We start from the raw sequence: 13238 nt of genomic DNA on the forward strand, positions 1-13238 counted from the left end.
TTCGAAGTTACAGCGGTTCCAGTTAAGACCGAATCGTTGAAGCCGCTGTAACTATTTGTTTTTACGCATTATCCTACGCAAAACCGCTTCGCACTTTTTGCTGGAAATGCTATATTTTTGCACCTTAAGGATTGCGCCTTGTGCGAAGCTTGCCATTTGAGACCGACCAATTGACGCGGAAATGCATCAGCTTCGGACAAGCTTGATCGAGCATAACGGTCATGAAAAATTGCAGGGGGTTCTCGCATGGTCAACACGATGATGAGTTATCGGCTGATTGCGTCCGATATGACGCGGTCGTTGCAGCGCGTCTCGAAGGAGCCTGTGGTTGAGCGGGAAACCGCTTACTACAAAGAGAATATCGGCAAGGTTAAATCCATTGACGATTTCATGTCCGACACCCGGCTTTTCAATTACGCGATGAAGGCATTTGGCCTTGAAGACATGGCCTATGCGAAAGCTTTCGTGCGCAAGATCCTCACCGAAGGTGTCAAAAGCGATGACGCCATGGCGAACAAGCTGACTGACAAGCGCTACAAAGAATTCGCAACAACCTTTGATTTTCAAGGCAAGGGCGACAAGGCGACAGAAGGCACTGCTGCACAGCAAGGGGTGATGGACAAGTATGTCCGTCAGACACTTGAAACGGAAGCAGGCAGTCAGAATGAAGGCGTCCGTCTGGCACTCTATTTTGAGCGCAAGGCATCTACCATCACCAATGCGTATGAAATCCTCGGCGACAAAGCGTTGCTTACGATGATGCAGACGACTTTCGGCTGGCCTTCTGCCATGTCGAACGCCGACATCGACAAGCAAGCCAAGATGATCGAAGCCAAGGTCGATTTCTCGAAGATGTCTGATCCCGACTATGTGTCGAAGCTGATTTCGCGCTTCACGGCCATGCATGAAATGAACAATCCAACCGCGAGCAGCCCAGCTTCAATTGCGTCGCTGTTGTTGGGCGGAACATCGTCAGTTGGCATATCGGCCAACATCCTGACCACATTGCAAAACTTCAAGCCGGGCGGACGTTGATCGATGCAGAATAATTCCATCTATGTCGGTCTTTCTTCGCTCGTAACGCTCGAGCGGCGGATGAACGCCATCGCCCATAATGTGGCTAATATTTCGACGCCCGGCTTTCGTGGCGAAGGCACCAAATTCGATACAATTGTTTCGAACAAGGCCAGCGAAGACATAAATTTCGCAACCGCTGGCAAGAGTTATATCCGAACTGAAGCAGGCTCGATGCTTGAAACCGGCAATCCATTTGATGTCGCCGTCAAAGGCAACGTCTGGATGTCGGTGAACACGCCGCAAGGTCTGGTTTACACACGCGACGGGCGCATGAAAATGATGCCGACAGGTGAGCTGGTGTCTGTAACGGGAAACTCCATTCTTGATGTGGGCGGCGCGCCGATTGTGCTGAACCCTGATGGCGGCGCACCTAAAATATCAAGCGATGGTGCAGTCTATCAGAACGGTGCGCAGATTGGTGCCATCGGCCTGTTCTCAATTCCTGCTGATGCTGATCTCAGCTATGCTGGTAATTCTGGCGTCGTACCGAACAAGCCGGCACAGCCCGTCGTTGACGATATGAGCGCAGGCGTTGTGCAGGGCATGATTGAAGGCTCCAATGTTGATGGCATGACGGAAATGACACGTCTGATCAGCGTTAGCCGTGCTTTCGAGCAGGTCAATAATCTGCTTGGCCAGCAGGAAAACACAGTCGCTGAAGCCATCAGGACGCTAGGCTCCAAAAACGGATGATCTCTGACCTCCCGCTCGCGCGGCTTGCCGCCTTTGCACGTCAGCAATCGATAGCGCTAAAGCCACTAACCGGCATTGGTGGCACGGTGAGTGATGTGTCGCGTTCGGCAATTGCTGTGCGCGGGTTGTCGCGTAATGCGCGTTTGGGTGATGCAGTGGCTATTCGTGCTGATGGTGGGCAAAGTCTGGCGGAAATCATCCGCGTGGCAGACCGTCAGGTGCTGGTGAAGCCTTTCGACGACCGCATTATTCCGTCTCTTGGCGCGGCTGTTTTCGAGGAAGGTCCGCTGCGCATTCGCCCGGCGCCGGAATGGCGTGGCCGGGTGATCAATGCGCTTGGCGAAGCAGTTGACGGAAAAGGCGCTCTTCAGCCCGGCACACGGCCAATGGCTTCCGAGAACCTGGCTCCAGCTGCATTGCGCCGCGCCCGCGTTGATCGGGGGCTTCGCACCGGCGTCAATGTGATTGATATTTTCACGCCGCTTTGTTTTGGACAACGTATCGGTATTTTTGCGGGCTCTGGTGTGGGTAAATCCACATTGCTGGCCATGATGACCCGTGCGGGCGATTTTGACACTGTGGTTCTGGCCCTGACCGGCGAGCGTGGTCGTGAGGTGCGCGAGATGCTTGAAGAGACCATGGCCGGGCATCTCAACAAGACTGTGACGGTGGTCGCCACTGGCGATGAAAGCCCGATGATGCGCCGCCTCGCACCCAATACGGCGACAGCGATAGCCGAATATTTTCGCGATCTTGGCCAGAACGTGCTGTTGATTGTGGATTCCGTTACACGTTTTGCACATGCGGCGCGCGAAGTGGCGATTGCCGCAGAAGAACCGCCTGTTTCGCGCGGTTATCCGCCAAGTGTTTTCAGCCAACTGCCACGTCTTCTGGAGCGGGCGGGGCCGGGCATCACCGAGGCAGGTGGTAGCATCACTGGCATCTATTCGGTGCTGGTCGATGGTGACGATCACAATGATCCAGTTTCGGATACAATTCGCGGTACATTGGATGGCCATATTGTTCTCGACCGGGCCATTGCTGCTCAGGGGCGTTTTCCGGCAGTGGATATTCCTGCGTCAGTATCGCGCCTGGCCAAGCACAACTGGACGCCGGAACAGCGCAAACTTGCAGGTCAATTGCGCAGCATGGTTGCACGTTTTGAAGAAACGCGCGATCTGCGCGCGATTGGTGCTTATCAAAAGGGCAATGACGGATTGTTGGATCAGTCGGTCGATCTTGTTCCGCGTATTTATGATGCGCTGCAACAATCGCCCGAAACAGGTCTGTCGGAAGACCCTTATCACGACCTTGCCGCAGCGTTACGCGGAGAAAAACAGCCATGAAGAACATGACAAAGCGTTCTCGCAACAGACGGGAAGAGGTCATTCTCGCCGATCTCGCAGCGGAGGTCGAAGCCGCTACTGCAAGCGAAACTAAAAAGCCGCAAAGTCAGGTTGACCGCTATCTCAAGATCGCGGCGATCACGCTGGCTGTTGGCTGTGCGATGCTTCCTTTCATCACCTATCTGCAACGTGTTGATCTCAGCCCTGACAAGAAGGCTGATAGCAAGATTGTCGACCCGCTCGACCGTTCGGAACAAAAGACGGTGAAGAGCTTTCCTTCGTTCCGTCCCAACGATCAGGTCGCGCCGAATGAGAGCATCGATACCACCACAACCGGTTCGGTTATGTCCAATGGCAAGGGATTGCCCGGAACAGGAGCTGGCAACGGTGGTGATGGGAATGGCGAAGGTCAATCGCTTCCAAAGCCGGTATTTGCTCTTCGCGAAGTGGTTGGCGGTATGGCGATGATCGAAGATACGTCAGGCTATTGGTTCGTCGAGAAAGGCTCGCTGCTGCCTGATGGCAGTCACCTCGTTTCAATCGGACGCGGTAATCAGGCTGGCACGTGGAAACTCACGACATCGGCGGGCGATGTGATTGAGTTGCGTAAGTAAACCGCCCGATAGGCTGTTTGCTGCGCTCGCCCTATGAAAAGCGGTATTTTCTTTTTCAGGCTACGCCTTATGGCTTAATCCACGCAAGCTTGACGCAAGTTCCGACCTTTAAGTTAACAAACTATAAAGGCGGGAAACTCCATGAGCTCCATTCATCTTTTCGATCTGGCTTCGAGGCAGGCGCAGTGGTTGTCGGTACGACAGGCCACCGTTGCAGGCAATGTCGCCAATGCGAATACGCCGGATTTTCGGGCGCGCGACGTTCAGCCTTTCGCTGATGTGCTGGACAAGACCCAGCTCACCATGGCTGCAACCAGTCCGCAGCATCTGGAAGTAGAAGCGAATGGCATTGCAGGCGCGCGGCTGCGTCCTCAAGACATCACTGAGCAAACCCATTCGGGCAATACGGTCGATGTTGAACGCGAAATGATGAAGGCGGGCGAGATTGCCCGCGAATATTCGCTCAACACGAGCATCGTCAAAGCGTTTCACCGCATGATGCTGTCTGTGGCGAAGGGGTAAGCTATGTCAGACGCTTTGCAGAACAGCTTGAAGATTGCAGCATCGGGCCTGTCGGCACAGTCGACCCGTTTGCGCGTCGTATCGGAAAATCTTGCCAATGCACAGGCGACAGCTAAGACGGCAGATGCCGATCCTTATCGTCGCAAGACTGTCTCCTTCCGCACGGAAGTCGAGCAGAGCACAGGCGCGGCCGAGGTTCGGGTTGCAGAAGTCGGCAAGGATACCTCTGCCTTTATCGAAGAATATGATCCAAGCCATCCCGCAGCGGATGCGCGTGGATATGTGAAATATCCCAACGTCAACATGGTCGTCGAAATGGCGGACATGCGTGAAGCCAACCGTTCTTATGAAGCCAATTTGCAGGTCGTCAAACAAGCGCGTGAGCTGATCTCGATGACCATCGACCTCCTGAGGAGCACTTAATGTACGACTCAATTATGAGCGTTTCGGCGCGCAATGCCCTGTCGCGCCTTTCTGAAACAGTTGCCGACAAGAGCGTTGGCTCCACGTCGGCCCCGCAAGCCATCCCGACCACTCCGGGCGCGTCCTTTGGTGAAGTCCTGTCGCAAATGACGGATTCGGTTGGTCAAAAGCTGCAGGCCGCTGAAGCCAATTCTATCCAGGGCATCAAGGGTGATGCTCCGCTGCGTGATGTGGTCAGCTCTGTCATGGAAGCCGAGCAGTCACTTCAGACGGCAATCGCGATCCGCGACAAGATCGTGCAGGCCTATCTCGAAATCAGCCGGATGCCGGTCTGAGTGCTCTCACTGAATAAGGACCTGCCATGAAAGCCCTGACGATAGCCGCCACAGGCATGAACGCCCAGCAGCTCAATCTGGAAGTGATTGCGAACAATATCGCCAACATCAACACGACGGGCTTTAAGCGTGCACGCGCTGAATTTTCTGATCTTCTGTATCAATCGGAACGCACCGCAGGCGTACCCAATCAGGCCAATCAGGCCATTGTACCCGAAGGCGCGTTGGTCGGCCTCGGCGTGCAGACTGCGGCTGTGCGCAATCTTCATATGCAGGGAAGCTTCAACCAGACTGGCAATCCATATGACGTAGCATTGACCGGACGCGGTTGGTTCCAGATTCAGAGCCCGACGGGTGAAACGCTTTACACACGCGCTGGCGCATTCAACAAGAATGCCGACGGCCAGCTGGTAACGCTTGATGGTAATGCTGTAGAGCCAGCTATCACTATTCCGCCTGACGCTATTGAGGTGACGGTAACAGAAACCGGACAGGTCTTTGCCAAGTTGCAGGATCAGGTCAATCAGGTCGATCTTGGCCAGTTGACGCTTGCAAACTTCACCAATGAAGCTGGCCTTGAGCCATTGGGTGGCAATCTTTACCGCGAAACAGAAGCGTCTGGCGGACCACTTGTCGGTGTTCCCGGTGATCCCGGTTATGGCGCGATCAAGCAGGGCTATCTCGAAGCTTCCAATGTCGATCCGGTGAAAGAAATCACCGATCTGATCACGGCACAGCGTGCCTATGAGATGAACTCCAAGGTCATTCAGGCTGCCGATGAAATGGCTGCGACCGTATCGAAAAACCTGCGCTAAAGCATTAGAAATTCTCTATTTTTTTGTTTTTACGCACATCCTGGTCCGAAAACCAATTCCCACTTTTCGGGATGTGCTCCAACGGTGATGGCGATGAGTTATACGAAGGCAATTTCCCGGAAAAAAAGGCTGGCAATCACAGCCGGCCTTCTGCTGTTCGCAGTAACGGGCGCAAGTGCTGCCGACCGCATCGCCTTCGTCGTGCCTTCGGCAACCGTCTATCCAGGCCAGATCGTGAGCGAAACCGCGCTTCTTGAAAAGCAGTTTTTCATCAGTGCATCGGCTGCGAGCCAATATGTCCTTTCACAAGATCAGACTACGGGCAAAGTCGCACGTAAGACGCTGCTTCCGGGGAAGCCCATTCTCGTTTCCGCACTTGGCGAACCATCGCTGGTGAAGCGTGGCGTTCCTGCGCCGCTGGTGTTCACTTCAGGTACCTTGGTGATAACCGCAATGGGCACGCCACTTGAATCGGGTGCGGCAGGCGACTTCATCAAAATTCGCAATATAGACAGCGGCATCATCGTGTCTGGCACAGTGCTTGCCGATGGTCGCATTCAGGTGGGGATGCAGTGAGAAGAACGCGCGCAGCCCTCATCGCCCTTTTGGCCTTAGCACTCCAGCCCATCGCCGGATTTGCCGACGAGTCTTCGAAAAACGCGCGTGAGTTTGGCAACGCCGTGGAAGCGGATGCAGACTGGCTCGGCTCTGGCGGTGATCCGTCGAAAATGGCTTATGCCGAACTTGGCAGGGGCAGTGCGGTTGCACGTCTCAAAGACATTGCGACCATTCAGGGCGTGCGTGAAAACCAGCTCGTCGGATATGGTCTTGTGATTGGTTTGAAAGGCAGCGGCGATAGTCTGCGCAATTCGCCTTTTACCGAGCAGTCCATGCGTGCCATGCTTGATAATCTTGGCATCAGTGCGCCGCGCAATTCGACCCGCTCCAAAAATACCGCAGCCGTTATCGTAACTGCCAATCTGCCCGCATTTTCGGGCACTGGTTCGCGTATCGATGTAACTGTCTCCTCGCTTGGCGATGCGACGTCGCTGCAAGGCGGTACGCTGGTTATGACGCCCCTGATGGGGGCCGATAATCAGATTTATGCAGTGGCGCAGGGCAATATGATCGTTTCGGGCTTTTCGGCCGAGGGCGACGCAGCAAGCATAACCCAAGGCGTTCCGACATCTGGCCGTATCCCGAATGGCGCGCTGGTCGAGCGCGAGGTTGCAGGCAATTTCGGTAAAGACAGCGAAATGGTTGTCGAACTGCGCGATCCCGATTTCACGACGGCTGTACGTGCTGCCGATACGATCAATGTGTTCGCTAAGCGTCGTTACGGACGTGGGGTGGCGATTGCACGTGACGCCAAGACCATTCGCCTGCAACGCCCTAAGAATATTCCCGCTGCACGCTTCCTTGCAGAACTTGAAGGCTTGCCAATCACAACCGACGAAGTGGCGCGCGTGGTGGTGGATGAGCGTACCGGAACGGTCGTTATTGGTGAGAAGGTGCGTATTTCCAAAGTGGCGATTAGCCATGGCAGCCTGACTGTAAGAGTGACGGAAACGCCGATGGTCGTTCAGCCTGATCCTTTCAGTTATGGCGAGACGGAAGTCGAACCGAATACCGATATCACCGTTAATCAGGCCGATTCCAAGATTGGTATTCTGACTGGGGCTAATCTCGAAAACCTCGTGAAAGGCTTGAACCAGATTGGCGTTAAGCCAAACGGCATCATTGCTATCTTGCAGGCGATCAAGACGTCCGGTGCACTTCATGCAGAACTGGTGGTCCAATGACCATGGCTAGAAACATCATCCGTTATGGTTCAGCTGTTGCGATGCTCGTTGGTGCAAGCCTCTCGGCTTTCGCACAGCAGCCACTTCCGCCTGTCCCGACGTCTGCACAGGCAGCAGCGCCTGCAACCGCCGCGCAGCAGCTTGCGGCTTCTGCGCCGATTGGAAATCTCGACGAGATCCGCAAGTTTTGCGGGAATATCGACGATCAGGCGGCAGATGCGCGGTTTGCACTTCAGACCAAGCAGCTCAACGACCTCAAGGCCGATGTTGAAGCTCGTATGCGTGCGCTGGAGGACAAGCGCAAGGAATATGAGATGTGGTTGAAGCGTCGCGACGAGTTTGTCAGCAAGGCGCAGGATTCACTTGTTGATATCATCTCCAAGATGAAACCAGATGCTGCGGCAGCTCAGATGTCGCTTATCGGTGACGAGGCCGCCGCCGCCTTGATCCTCAAACTCAACCCACGGGTCTCGAGTATCATTCTCAATGAAATGCCGCCTGAAAAGGCGGCCAAGCTTGCACGGGTCATTGTTGGTTCGCAGCGCACAGCTGCAACACCCCAATCCAACAGGGCTCAGAGCGCTCAGGCTGAAACCGGGAATACGGTGCAATGACGAGAAGCATGAACAAAGCGATCCTAGCAACAGCGATGCTGGCTCTGCTGGCAGGTTGTGCCACGAAGCCCGAAGAAATCGGCCGTGCGCCAGACTTGTCGCCAGTGGCTGCAAATCTCGGCATGAACAACAATCCGCAATATAGCGGTTATCCGATCCGTCCGAGCAAGGCGTCATACTCGCTGTGGGATCAGCGCTCGACCAACTTCTTCAAGGATCCGCGTGCGGCTGAACCTGGTGATGTGCTGACTGTTATCATCTCGATCAATGATCGGGCAAATATGGATAACAAGACCGACCGTGAGCGTGTGTCAAAAGGCCTTTATGGTGGCGGCGCGTCGTTCGATACCAGCAGTCTTTCTGGCGCAGCTGGCGGCGGTGATATTGATGCATCGGTCAATACCCGTTCCAACAGTACATCCAAAGGCAAGGGCAAAATCGAACGCAGCGAAGACATTCGTTTGCAGGTTGCTGCCATCGTCACTGACACATTGCCCAACGGCAATATGATCATTCGAGGCTCACAGGAAGTCCGCGTAAACTATGAGTTGCGCGTATTGAATGTCGTGGGTGTTGTGCGTCCGCGCGACATTTCTGGAAACAATACAATTTCCTATGACAAAATTGCGGAAGCGCGCATTTCATACGGTGGACGCGGGCGCCTGAGCGAGGTTCAGCAGCCGCCATATGGCCAGCAGATTCTCGATCAGATTTCTCCGTTCTAAAGTTGAGCAGGCATGAGCGATACAGCAATCGATAAAGACGGCAAAGCAAAGACCTCCATAGTGGGACTGCTGGCTGCCGTCGCTGTGCTGACCGCAATTGCTGGCGGTGGCGGCTGGTATCTTGGCGGGGTAATTTCCGCCGAGCAGCAAGTCGCGGCCAAACCGACCACGAAAGATGACAAGCCAAAGCAGGGCGACTTTGAATCCCGCTCTATCGGTACAATTGTTCCGTTGCAGCCGATCGTTACCAATCTCGGCATCCCACAGACCACATGGGTCCGGCTTGAAGCTTCGCTTGTTGCGAAGCCGGGCCGCGAGATTCCAGCAGATATGGCCGCAAGTGTGGGCGATGATTTCATGAGCTTCCTGCGCAGCGTCAATCTCATGCAATTGCAGGGCGCGGCAGGGCTCGCTTATTTGCGTGCCGATCTTGAAGAGAGGGCGCGGATGCGTTCGGAAGGCGCGGTGGACCGCGTTTTCATTTCGACGCTGGTAGTAGAATGAAAAAGATTTTTGCACTTACGGGCCTGCTGACGCTGGCATTTATTTCTGCCGCCCATTCACAGGCGTTGTCGCTGGATAATCTTCTGCCTGCCGGTAGTGGGGCTGCCAGCGGACAGATCGTTCAGCTGTTTGGTCTTTTGACCGTACTGTCGGTAGCGCCGGGCTTGTTGATCATGGTTACAAGCTTCACGCGCTTTGCAATCGCGTTCTCGCTTTTGCGTTCGGGATTGGGTTTGCAGACTGCTCCTGCCAGCATGGTCATGATTTCGCTGGCACTATTCATGACGTTTTACGTCATGGCACCGGTGTTTGATCGCGCGTGGAACAATGGCGTTCAGCCTTTGATGCGCAACGAGATTACGCAAGAGGTGGCTTTCCGCGAAATCTCCACGCCTTTCCGCCAATTTATGATGCGCGAAGTGCGCGACAAAGATTTGCGCCTGTTTGAAGACCTCGCGGACCCGGCTTTCCGCACAGGCGAAGACGGCATTGTCGATTTCCGCGTACTGGTCCCAGCCTTTATGATCTCGGAATTGCGTCGCGGTTTTGAAATTGGCTTTCTGATTGTTCTGCCATTTCTGGTGATCGATCTTGTGGTTGCCACACTCACCATGTCGATGGGCATGATGATGCTGCCACCGACGGTCATATCCTTGCCGTTCAAGATATTGTTCTTCGTGCTGATTGATGGCTGGAATATCCTCGTGGGCAGCCTGATACGATCATTCTCGTGAATGATGCCCCCGAGGCAATGGAACGTTTCGGGGTCTTCAAATCAAGAGGTTGTTAAGCATCCTGATGAGGTGCGACCTCCAAAAAGCGCCGTTCATTAAAAACGATCGCATTATATTAATATATTCTTAACAATTGGGTTATAGTGCTAGCACTCATAGCGGGGTCCCACGACGTTTCGTGGTGATAGGCATGATGCCGTTCTCCTATGCCGGTAATATTCAACCCGGCCTGTCCCTCAGTTTGTTTTCCCAAGGGGCAATACAATGGCTAGCATTCTTACCAACTCTTCAGCTCTCACCGCTCTTCAGACCCTTTCCTCGACCAACAAGTCGCTGGAAACCACGCAGAACCGTATTTCAACCGGCCTGCGCATCGGTGAAGCTGCTGACAATGCATCGTATTGGTCGATTGCGACCTCGATGAAGTCCGACAACAAGGCCAACTCGGCTGTTCAGGACGCTCTCGGCCTCGGCGCCGGCAAGGTTGACACTGCATACACTGCAATCAACGACATCAAAGACCAGGTTGACAAGATGAAGTCGCTTCTGGTTAGCGCTCAGGGTGCCAGCCAGGAAGACCAGCAGAAGGTCGCTACTGAACTTAAGGCAATCCAGTCGCAGATCAAGTCGTCGGCAAGCAACGCGAACTACGCTGGTTCGAACCTGCTCGTAAACGATGCTACTGCAACTTCGGACCTTAAGGTTGTTGCATCTTACAACCGTACTGGCACCACTGTAACGATCGACACTGTTGACGTTGCTGCTGCTGACGTACAGGTCTTCGCAGATGCAGCCGGTACCGGTGGTATCGCTGGCGATCTCGTTGCTGCTGCTTTCTTCGACCCGTCGGCTGCAAAGCTTGACGACGCTGCAATCAAGACTGCTCTGGAAACTGTTGAAACTGCTCTCGACAAGCTCACCACTGGTGCAGCTTCGCTCGGTGCTGCTAAGTCGCGCATCGATACCCAGAAGAGCTTCATCTCCAAGCTGACTGACTCGGTTGAAAAGGGCGTTGGTACGCTCGTTGACGCCGACATGAACAAGGAATCGGCCCGTCTGTCGGCTCTGCAGGTTCAGCAGCAGCTCGGTGTGCAGGCTCTCTCGATCGCTAACTCGTCGAGCCAGTCGATCCTGTCGCTGTTCCGCGGCTAATAGCTTAGCTGATACGGCTTACATACGAAGGGTGCGGGATTCATTCCGCGCCCTTCTTCTTTTTAAAAACGCCCCGTCATTCATGCCGACACTTTCGCGCAAGCTTCGCGATCTATTTTGCTCGCATCAGGATGGCGGTGGTATCGATGCAGCAGAATTTCCAGCAATTACTCGAACAGCTTAAGGCAACGCTCGGCAAGCTTGGCGCGCGAAAACTTATAGCGCTCGGACTTGTTGGAGCAGCATTGATGGGCGCGATCCTTTACACAAGCGTTTATCTGAGCCGCCCCTCCTATGAAACGCTCTATGTCGGCCTTTCACGCGATGACGTAAATCGAATGGGGCTGGCGCTTGGCGAAGCTGGTATTGCTTTCGACGTTAAATCCGATGGCTCGTCGATCCTGGTCCCTATCGGCAAGGCCGAGCAAGCACGCATGTACTTGGCTGAAAAAGGTTTGCCGACCTCGAACAATGCCGGTTACGAGCTGTTCGACAATATGGGTTCGCTCGGCCTGACGTCATTCATGCAGGAAATCACCCACGTTCGCGCACTTGAAGGCGAAATTGCCCGTACCATTCAGGCAATTCGCGGCGTGAAGGCAGCGCGTGTTCATATCGTTCTGGCAGAAAAAGGCTCTTTCCGTCGTGGCGATCAGAAGCCGTCGGCTTCCGTTGTCATCCGTGCGGAAGGTGGCTTTGCAGCTGAATCTGCGCAGTCGATCCGCCAGTTGGTTGCAGCCGCTGTTCCTTCGCTCGATGCGTCTTCTGTGACCGTTCTCGATACCAATGGCCGTCTGTTGGCATCCGCTGGAGAAGCCGCCAATGGCGCGGCACTCATGACCGCTTCGCTTGAGCAGCAGGTGGCTGCGAATGTGGATGAAAGTATCCGTAAGGCGCTTGCGCCTTATCTTGGGATCGGTCATTTCCAGAGCAGCGTTCAGGCGTCACTCGATACAGCCCGCCGCCAGACCAACGAGACAAGCTTTGATCCTGAATCGCGCGTCGAGCGTTCCGTGCGCGTGGTTCGGGAAAGCGGCGATTCCCGCAATTCCCGCAATGACAACGCGACGGGTGTTGAGCAGAATATTCCGCAGGAAGAAATTCAGAGCCGTAATGGCGATAGCTCCACGGAAAAGACCGACCGTCGCGAAGAGCTGACCAACTACGAAATGAACACCAAGACGGTATCGACGGTCAGCGACGGCTATGCTGTCAAGCGCTTGTCGATTGCTGTGGTCATTGATCAGGCACGTTTGCTCGAAACCGCCGGTACGACCCCGCCGCCCGCCGATTTTGTCGACCAGCAAATTCTGAAGATTCGAGATCTCGTTGCAACTGCCGCTGGTCTCAACGCGGATCGTGGCGATGTTATCAATGTGACTGCTGTCAATTTCCTCAATCCAGCGGGTGCAGATATGGACCCGGTTTCGACGCCATGGTCTGAGCAGCTGATGCGTCAGAGCGGTTCCTATGTGAATGCGCTGGCAATTCTTGGTGCCGTTGCACTCCTGATCTGGTTCGGCGTGCGTCCGCTGCTGCGCGACCAGAATGTAAAATCAGCAGGAACTGAAGTTGCACTGCGTGAGGCTGGTGAAGTTGGTGTGCCAAACTTTGTTGGCGATAGGCAGCAGGCAATCGCAGGTGAGGGTGCTAAGGCCGTGATTGGTGGGCCGGAAGCCTATGCTGACCAGATGAAGACGAGCCTCAGCGATTTGCGCCAGCGCATGCGCATGCCAGCCAAGCTGCGTCTCGAACAGATGATCGAGATGGATGAGGAGCGTGTGGCCGCCGTTCTTAAGCAATGGATCCATGAAACCGCCGTCAAGCAAGAAGCGGCATCGACGCAGCGGTCTGTCATGCCGGAGCTTGAGGCAGCCTGATT

Annotated in this window: 16 protein-coding genes; all 16 read left to right on the forward strand. The window is 54.6% G+C overall.

What is annotated here, in order from left to right; all coding sequences use genetic code 11:
• The first annotated feature begins 246 nt into the window (after positions 1-246).
• The 16 genes from CES85_RS08245 to fliF all read left to right on the forward strand — a co-directional run bounded on the left by CES85_RS08245 (position 247) and on the right by fliF (position 13236).
• Positions 247-1035 (forward strand): DUF1217 domain-containing protein, encoded by a 789-nt coding sequence (locus tag CES85_RS08245; RefSeq protein WP_095445428.1) that lies wholly within the window; start codon positions 247-249, stop codon positions 1033-1035.
• A gap of 3 nt (positions 1036-1038) precedes the next feature.
• On the forward strand, positions 1039-1770 hold the full coding sequence (gene flgF, locus CES85_RS08250; RefSeq protein WP_095445429.1) for a flagellar basal-body rod protein FlgF: 732 nt from the start codon (positions 1039-1041) through the stop codon (positions 1768-1770).
• On the forward strand, positions 1767-3116 hold the full coding sequence (gene fliI / locus CES85_RS08255) for a flagellar protein export ATPase FliI (protein WP_095445430.1): 1350 nt from the start codon (positions 1767-1769) through the stop codon (positions 3114-3116). Before flgF ends, fliI begins: the two co-directional genes overlap by 4 nt.
• Before the next feature lie 5 nt (positions 3117-3121).
• Positions 3122-3730: a hypothetical protein gene (locus tag CES85_RS08260; protein ID WP_404904268.1), complete on the forward strand. Its 609-nt coding sequence runs from the start codon at positions 3122-3124 to the stop codon at positions 3728-3730.
• Between the two features lie 141 nt (positions 3731-3871).
• Entirely contained in the window at positions 3872-4252 is a 381-nt protein-coding gene (flgB, locus tag CES85_RS08265) for a flagellar basal body rod protein FlgB (RefSeq protein WP_095445432.1), read from the forward strand.
• Positions 4253-4255: 3 nt separating this feature from the next.
• Positions 4256-4675, forward strand: a complete 420-nt coding sequence (gene flgC, locus CES85_RS08270) for a flagellar basal body rod protein FlgC (RefSeq protein ID WP_094579463.1) — start codon at positions 4256-4258, stop codon at positions 4673-4675.
• A complete protein-coding gene (fliE, locus tag CES85_RS08275; protein ID WP_095445433.1) occupies positions 4675-5010 on the forward strand; it encodes a flagellar hook-basal body complex protein FliE in 336 nt (111 codons plus the stop codon). The genes flgC and fliE overlap by 1 nt, the downstream gene beginning before the upstream one ends.
• 26 nt (positions 5011-5036) lie before the next feature.
• Positions 5037-5825, forward strand: coding sequence for a flagellar basal-body rod protein FlgG (gene flgG, locus CES85_RS08280; RefSeq protein ID WP_095445434.1), 789 nt, complete (start codon positions 5037-5039; stop codon positions 5823-5825).
• Positions 5826-5918: 93 nt separating this feature from the next.
• Positions 5919-6401, forward strand: a complete 483-nt coding sequence (gene flgA / locus CES85_RS08285) for a flagellar basal body P-ring formation chaperone FlgA (protein WP_095445764.1) — start codon at positions 5919-5921, stop codon at positions 6399-6401.
• On the forward strand, positions 6296-7627 hold the full coding sequence (locus tag CES85_RS08290; RefSeq protein WP_434063354.1) for a flagellar basal body P-ring protein FlgI: 1332 nt from the start codon (positions 6296-6298) through the stop codon (positions 7625-7627). Before flgA ends, CES85_RS08290 begins: the two co-directional genes overlap by 106 nt.
• Complete coding sequence (locus tag CES85_RS08295; protein ID WP_095445436.1) at positions 7624-8241, forward strand: MotE family protein; 618 nt, start codon at positions 7624-7626, stop codon at positions 8239-8241. Before CES85_RS08290 ends, CES85_RS08295 begins: the two co-directional genes overlap by 4 nt.
• Complete coding sequence (gene flgH / locus CES85_RS08300; protein WP_095445437.1) at positions 8238-8966, forward strand: flagellar basal body L-ring protein FlgH; 729 nt, start codon at positions 8238-8240, stop codon at positions 8964-8966. Before CES85_RS08295 ends, flgH begins: the two co-directional genes overlap by 4 nt.
• 12 nt (positions 8967-8978) lie before the next feature.
• On the forward strand, positions 8979-9470 hold the full coding sequence (locus CES85_RS08305; RefSeq protein ID WP_095445438.1) for a flagellar basal body-associated FliL family protein: 492 nt from the start codon (positions 8979-8981) through the stop codon (positions 9468-9470).
• Positions 9467-10204, forward strand: a complete 738-nt coding sequence (fliP, locus tag CES85_RS08310) for a flagellar type III secretion system pore protein FliP (RefSeq protein WP_095445439.1) — start codon at positions 9467-9469, stop codon at positions 10202-10204. The genes CES85_RS08305 and fliP overlap by 4 nt, the downstream gene beginning before the upstream one ends.
• 264 nt (positions 10205-10468) lie before the next feature.
• A complete protein-coding gene (locus CES85_RS08315) occupies positions 10469-11356 on the forward strand; it encodes a flagellin N-terminal helical domain-containing protein (protein WP_095445440.1) in 888 nt (295 codons plus the stop codon).
• A gap of 131 nt (positions 11357-11487) precedes the next feature.
• Positions 11488-13236 (forward strand): flagellar basal-body MS-ring/collar protein FliF, encoded by a 1749-nt coding sequence (fliF, locus tag CES85_RS08320; RefSeq protein ID WP_095445441.1) that lies wholly within the window; start codon positions 11488-11490, stop codon positions 13234-13236.
• Positions 13237-13238 lie beyond the last annotated feature (2 nt).

Origin of the sequence: Ochrobactrum quorumnocens (assembly GCF_002278035.1) — a bacterium.
Lineage (GTDB): Bacteria > Pseudomonadota > Alphaproteobacteria > Rhizobiales > Rhizobiaceae > Brucella > Brucella quorumnocens.

Excerpts from the sequence above, each read along its gene's own strand:
- flgB (WP_095445432.1), top strand. The coding sequence starts at position 3,872 with ATGAGCTCCATTCATCTTTTCGATCTGGCTTCGAGGCAGGCGCAGTGG.
- fliP (WP_095445439.1), top strand. The coding sequence starts at position 9,467 with ATGAAAAAGATTTTTGCACTTACGGGCCTGCTGACGCTGGCATTTATT.
- flgA (WP_095445764.1), top strand. The coding sequence starts at position 5,919 with ATGAGTTATACGAAGGCAATTTCCCGGAAAAAAAGGCTGGCAATCACA.
- CES85_RS08315 (WP_095445440.1), top strand. The coding sequence starts at position 10,469 with ATGGCTAGCATTCTTACCAACTCTTCAGCTCTCACCGCTCTTCAGACC.
- fliF (WP_095445441.1), top strand. The coding sequence starts at position 11,488 with ATGGCGGTGGTATCGATGCAGCAGAATTTCCAGCAATTACTCGAACAG.
- fliI (WP_095445430.1), top strand. The coding sequence starts at position 1,767 with ATGATCTCTGACCTCCCGCTCGCGCGGCTTGCCGCCTTTGCACGTCAG.
- flgG (WP_095445434.1), top strand. The coding sequence starts at position 5,037 with ATGAAAGCCCTGACGATAGCCGCCACAGGCATGAACGCCCAGCAGCTC.
- CES85_RS08295 (WP_095445436.1), top strand. The coding sequence starts at position 7,624 with ATGACCATGGCTAGAAACATCATCCGTTATGGTTCAGCTGTTGCGATG.
- CES85_RS08305 (WP_095445438.1), top strand. The coding sequence starts at position 8,979 with ATGAGCGATACAGCAATCGATAAAGACGGCAAAGCAAAGACCTCCATA.
- flgH (WP_095445437.1), top strand. The coding sequence starts at position 8,238 with ATGACGAGAAGCATGAACAAAGCGATCCTAGCAACAGCGATGCTGGCT.
- CES85_RS08260 (WP_404904268.1), top strand. The coding sequence starts at position 3,122 with ATGACAAAGCGTTCTCGCAACAGACGGGAAGAGGTCATTCTCGCCGAT.
- fliE (WP_095445433.1), top strand. The coding sequence starts at position 4,675 with ATGTACGACTCAATTATGAGCGTTTCGGCGCGCAATGCCCTGTCGCGC.
- flgC (WP_094579463.1), top strand. The coding sequence starts at position 4,256 with ATGTCAGACGCTTTGCAGAACAGCTTGAAGATTGCAGCATCGGGCCTG.
- CES85_RS08245 (WP_095445428.1), top strand. The coding sequence starts at position 247 with ATGGTCAACACGATGATGAGTTATCGGCTGATTGCGTCCGATATGACG.
- flgF (WP_095445429.1), top strand. The coding sequence starts at position 1,039 with ATGCAGAATAATTCCATCTATGTCGGTCTTTCTTCGCTCGTAACGCTC.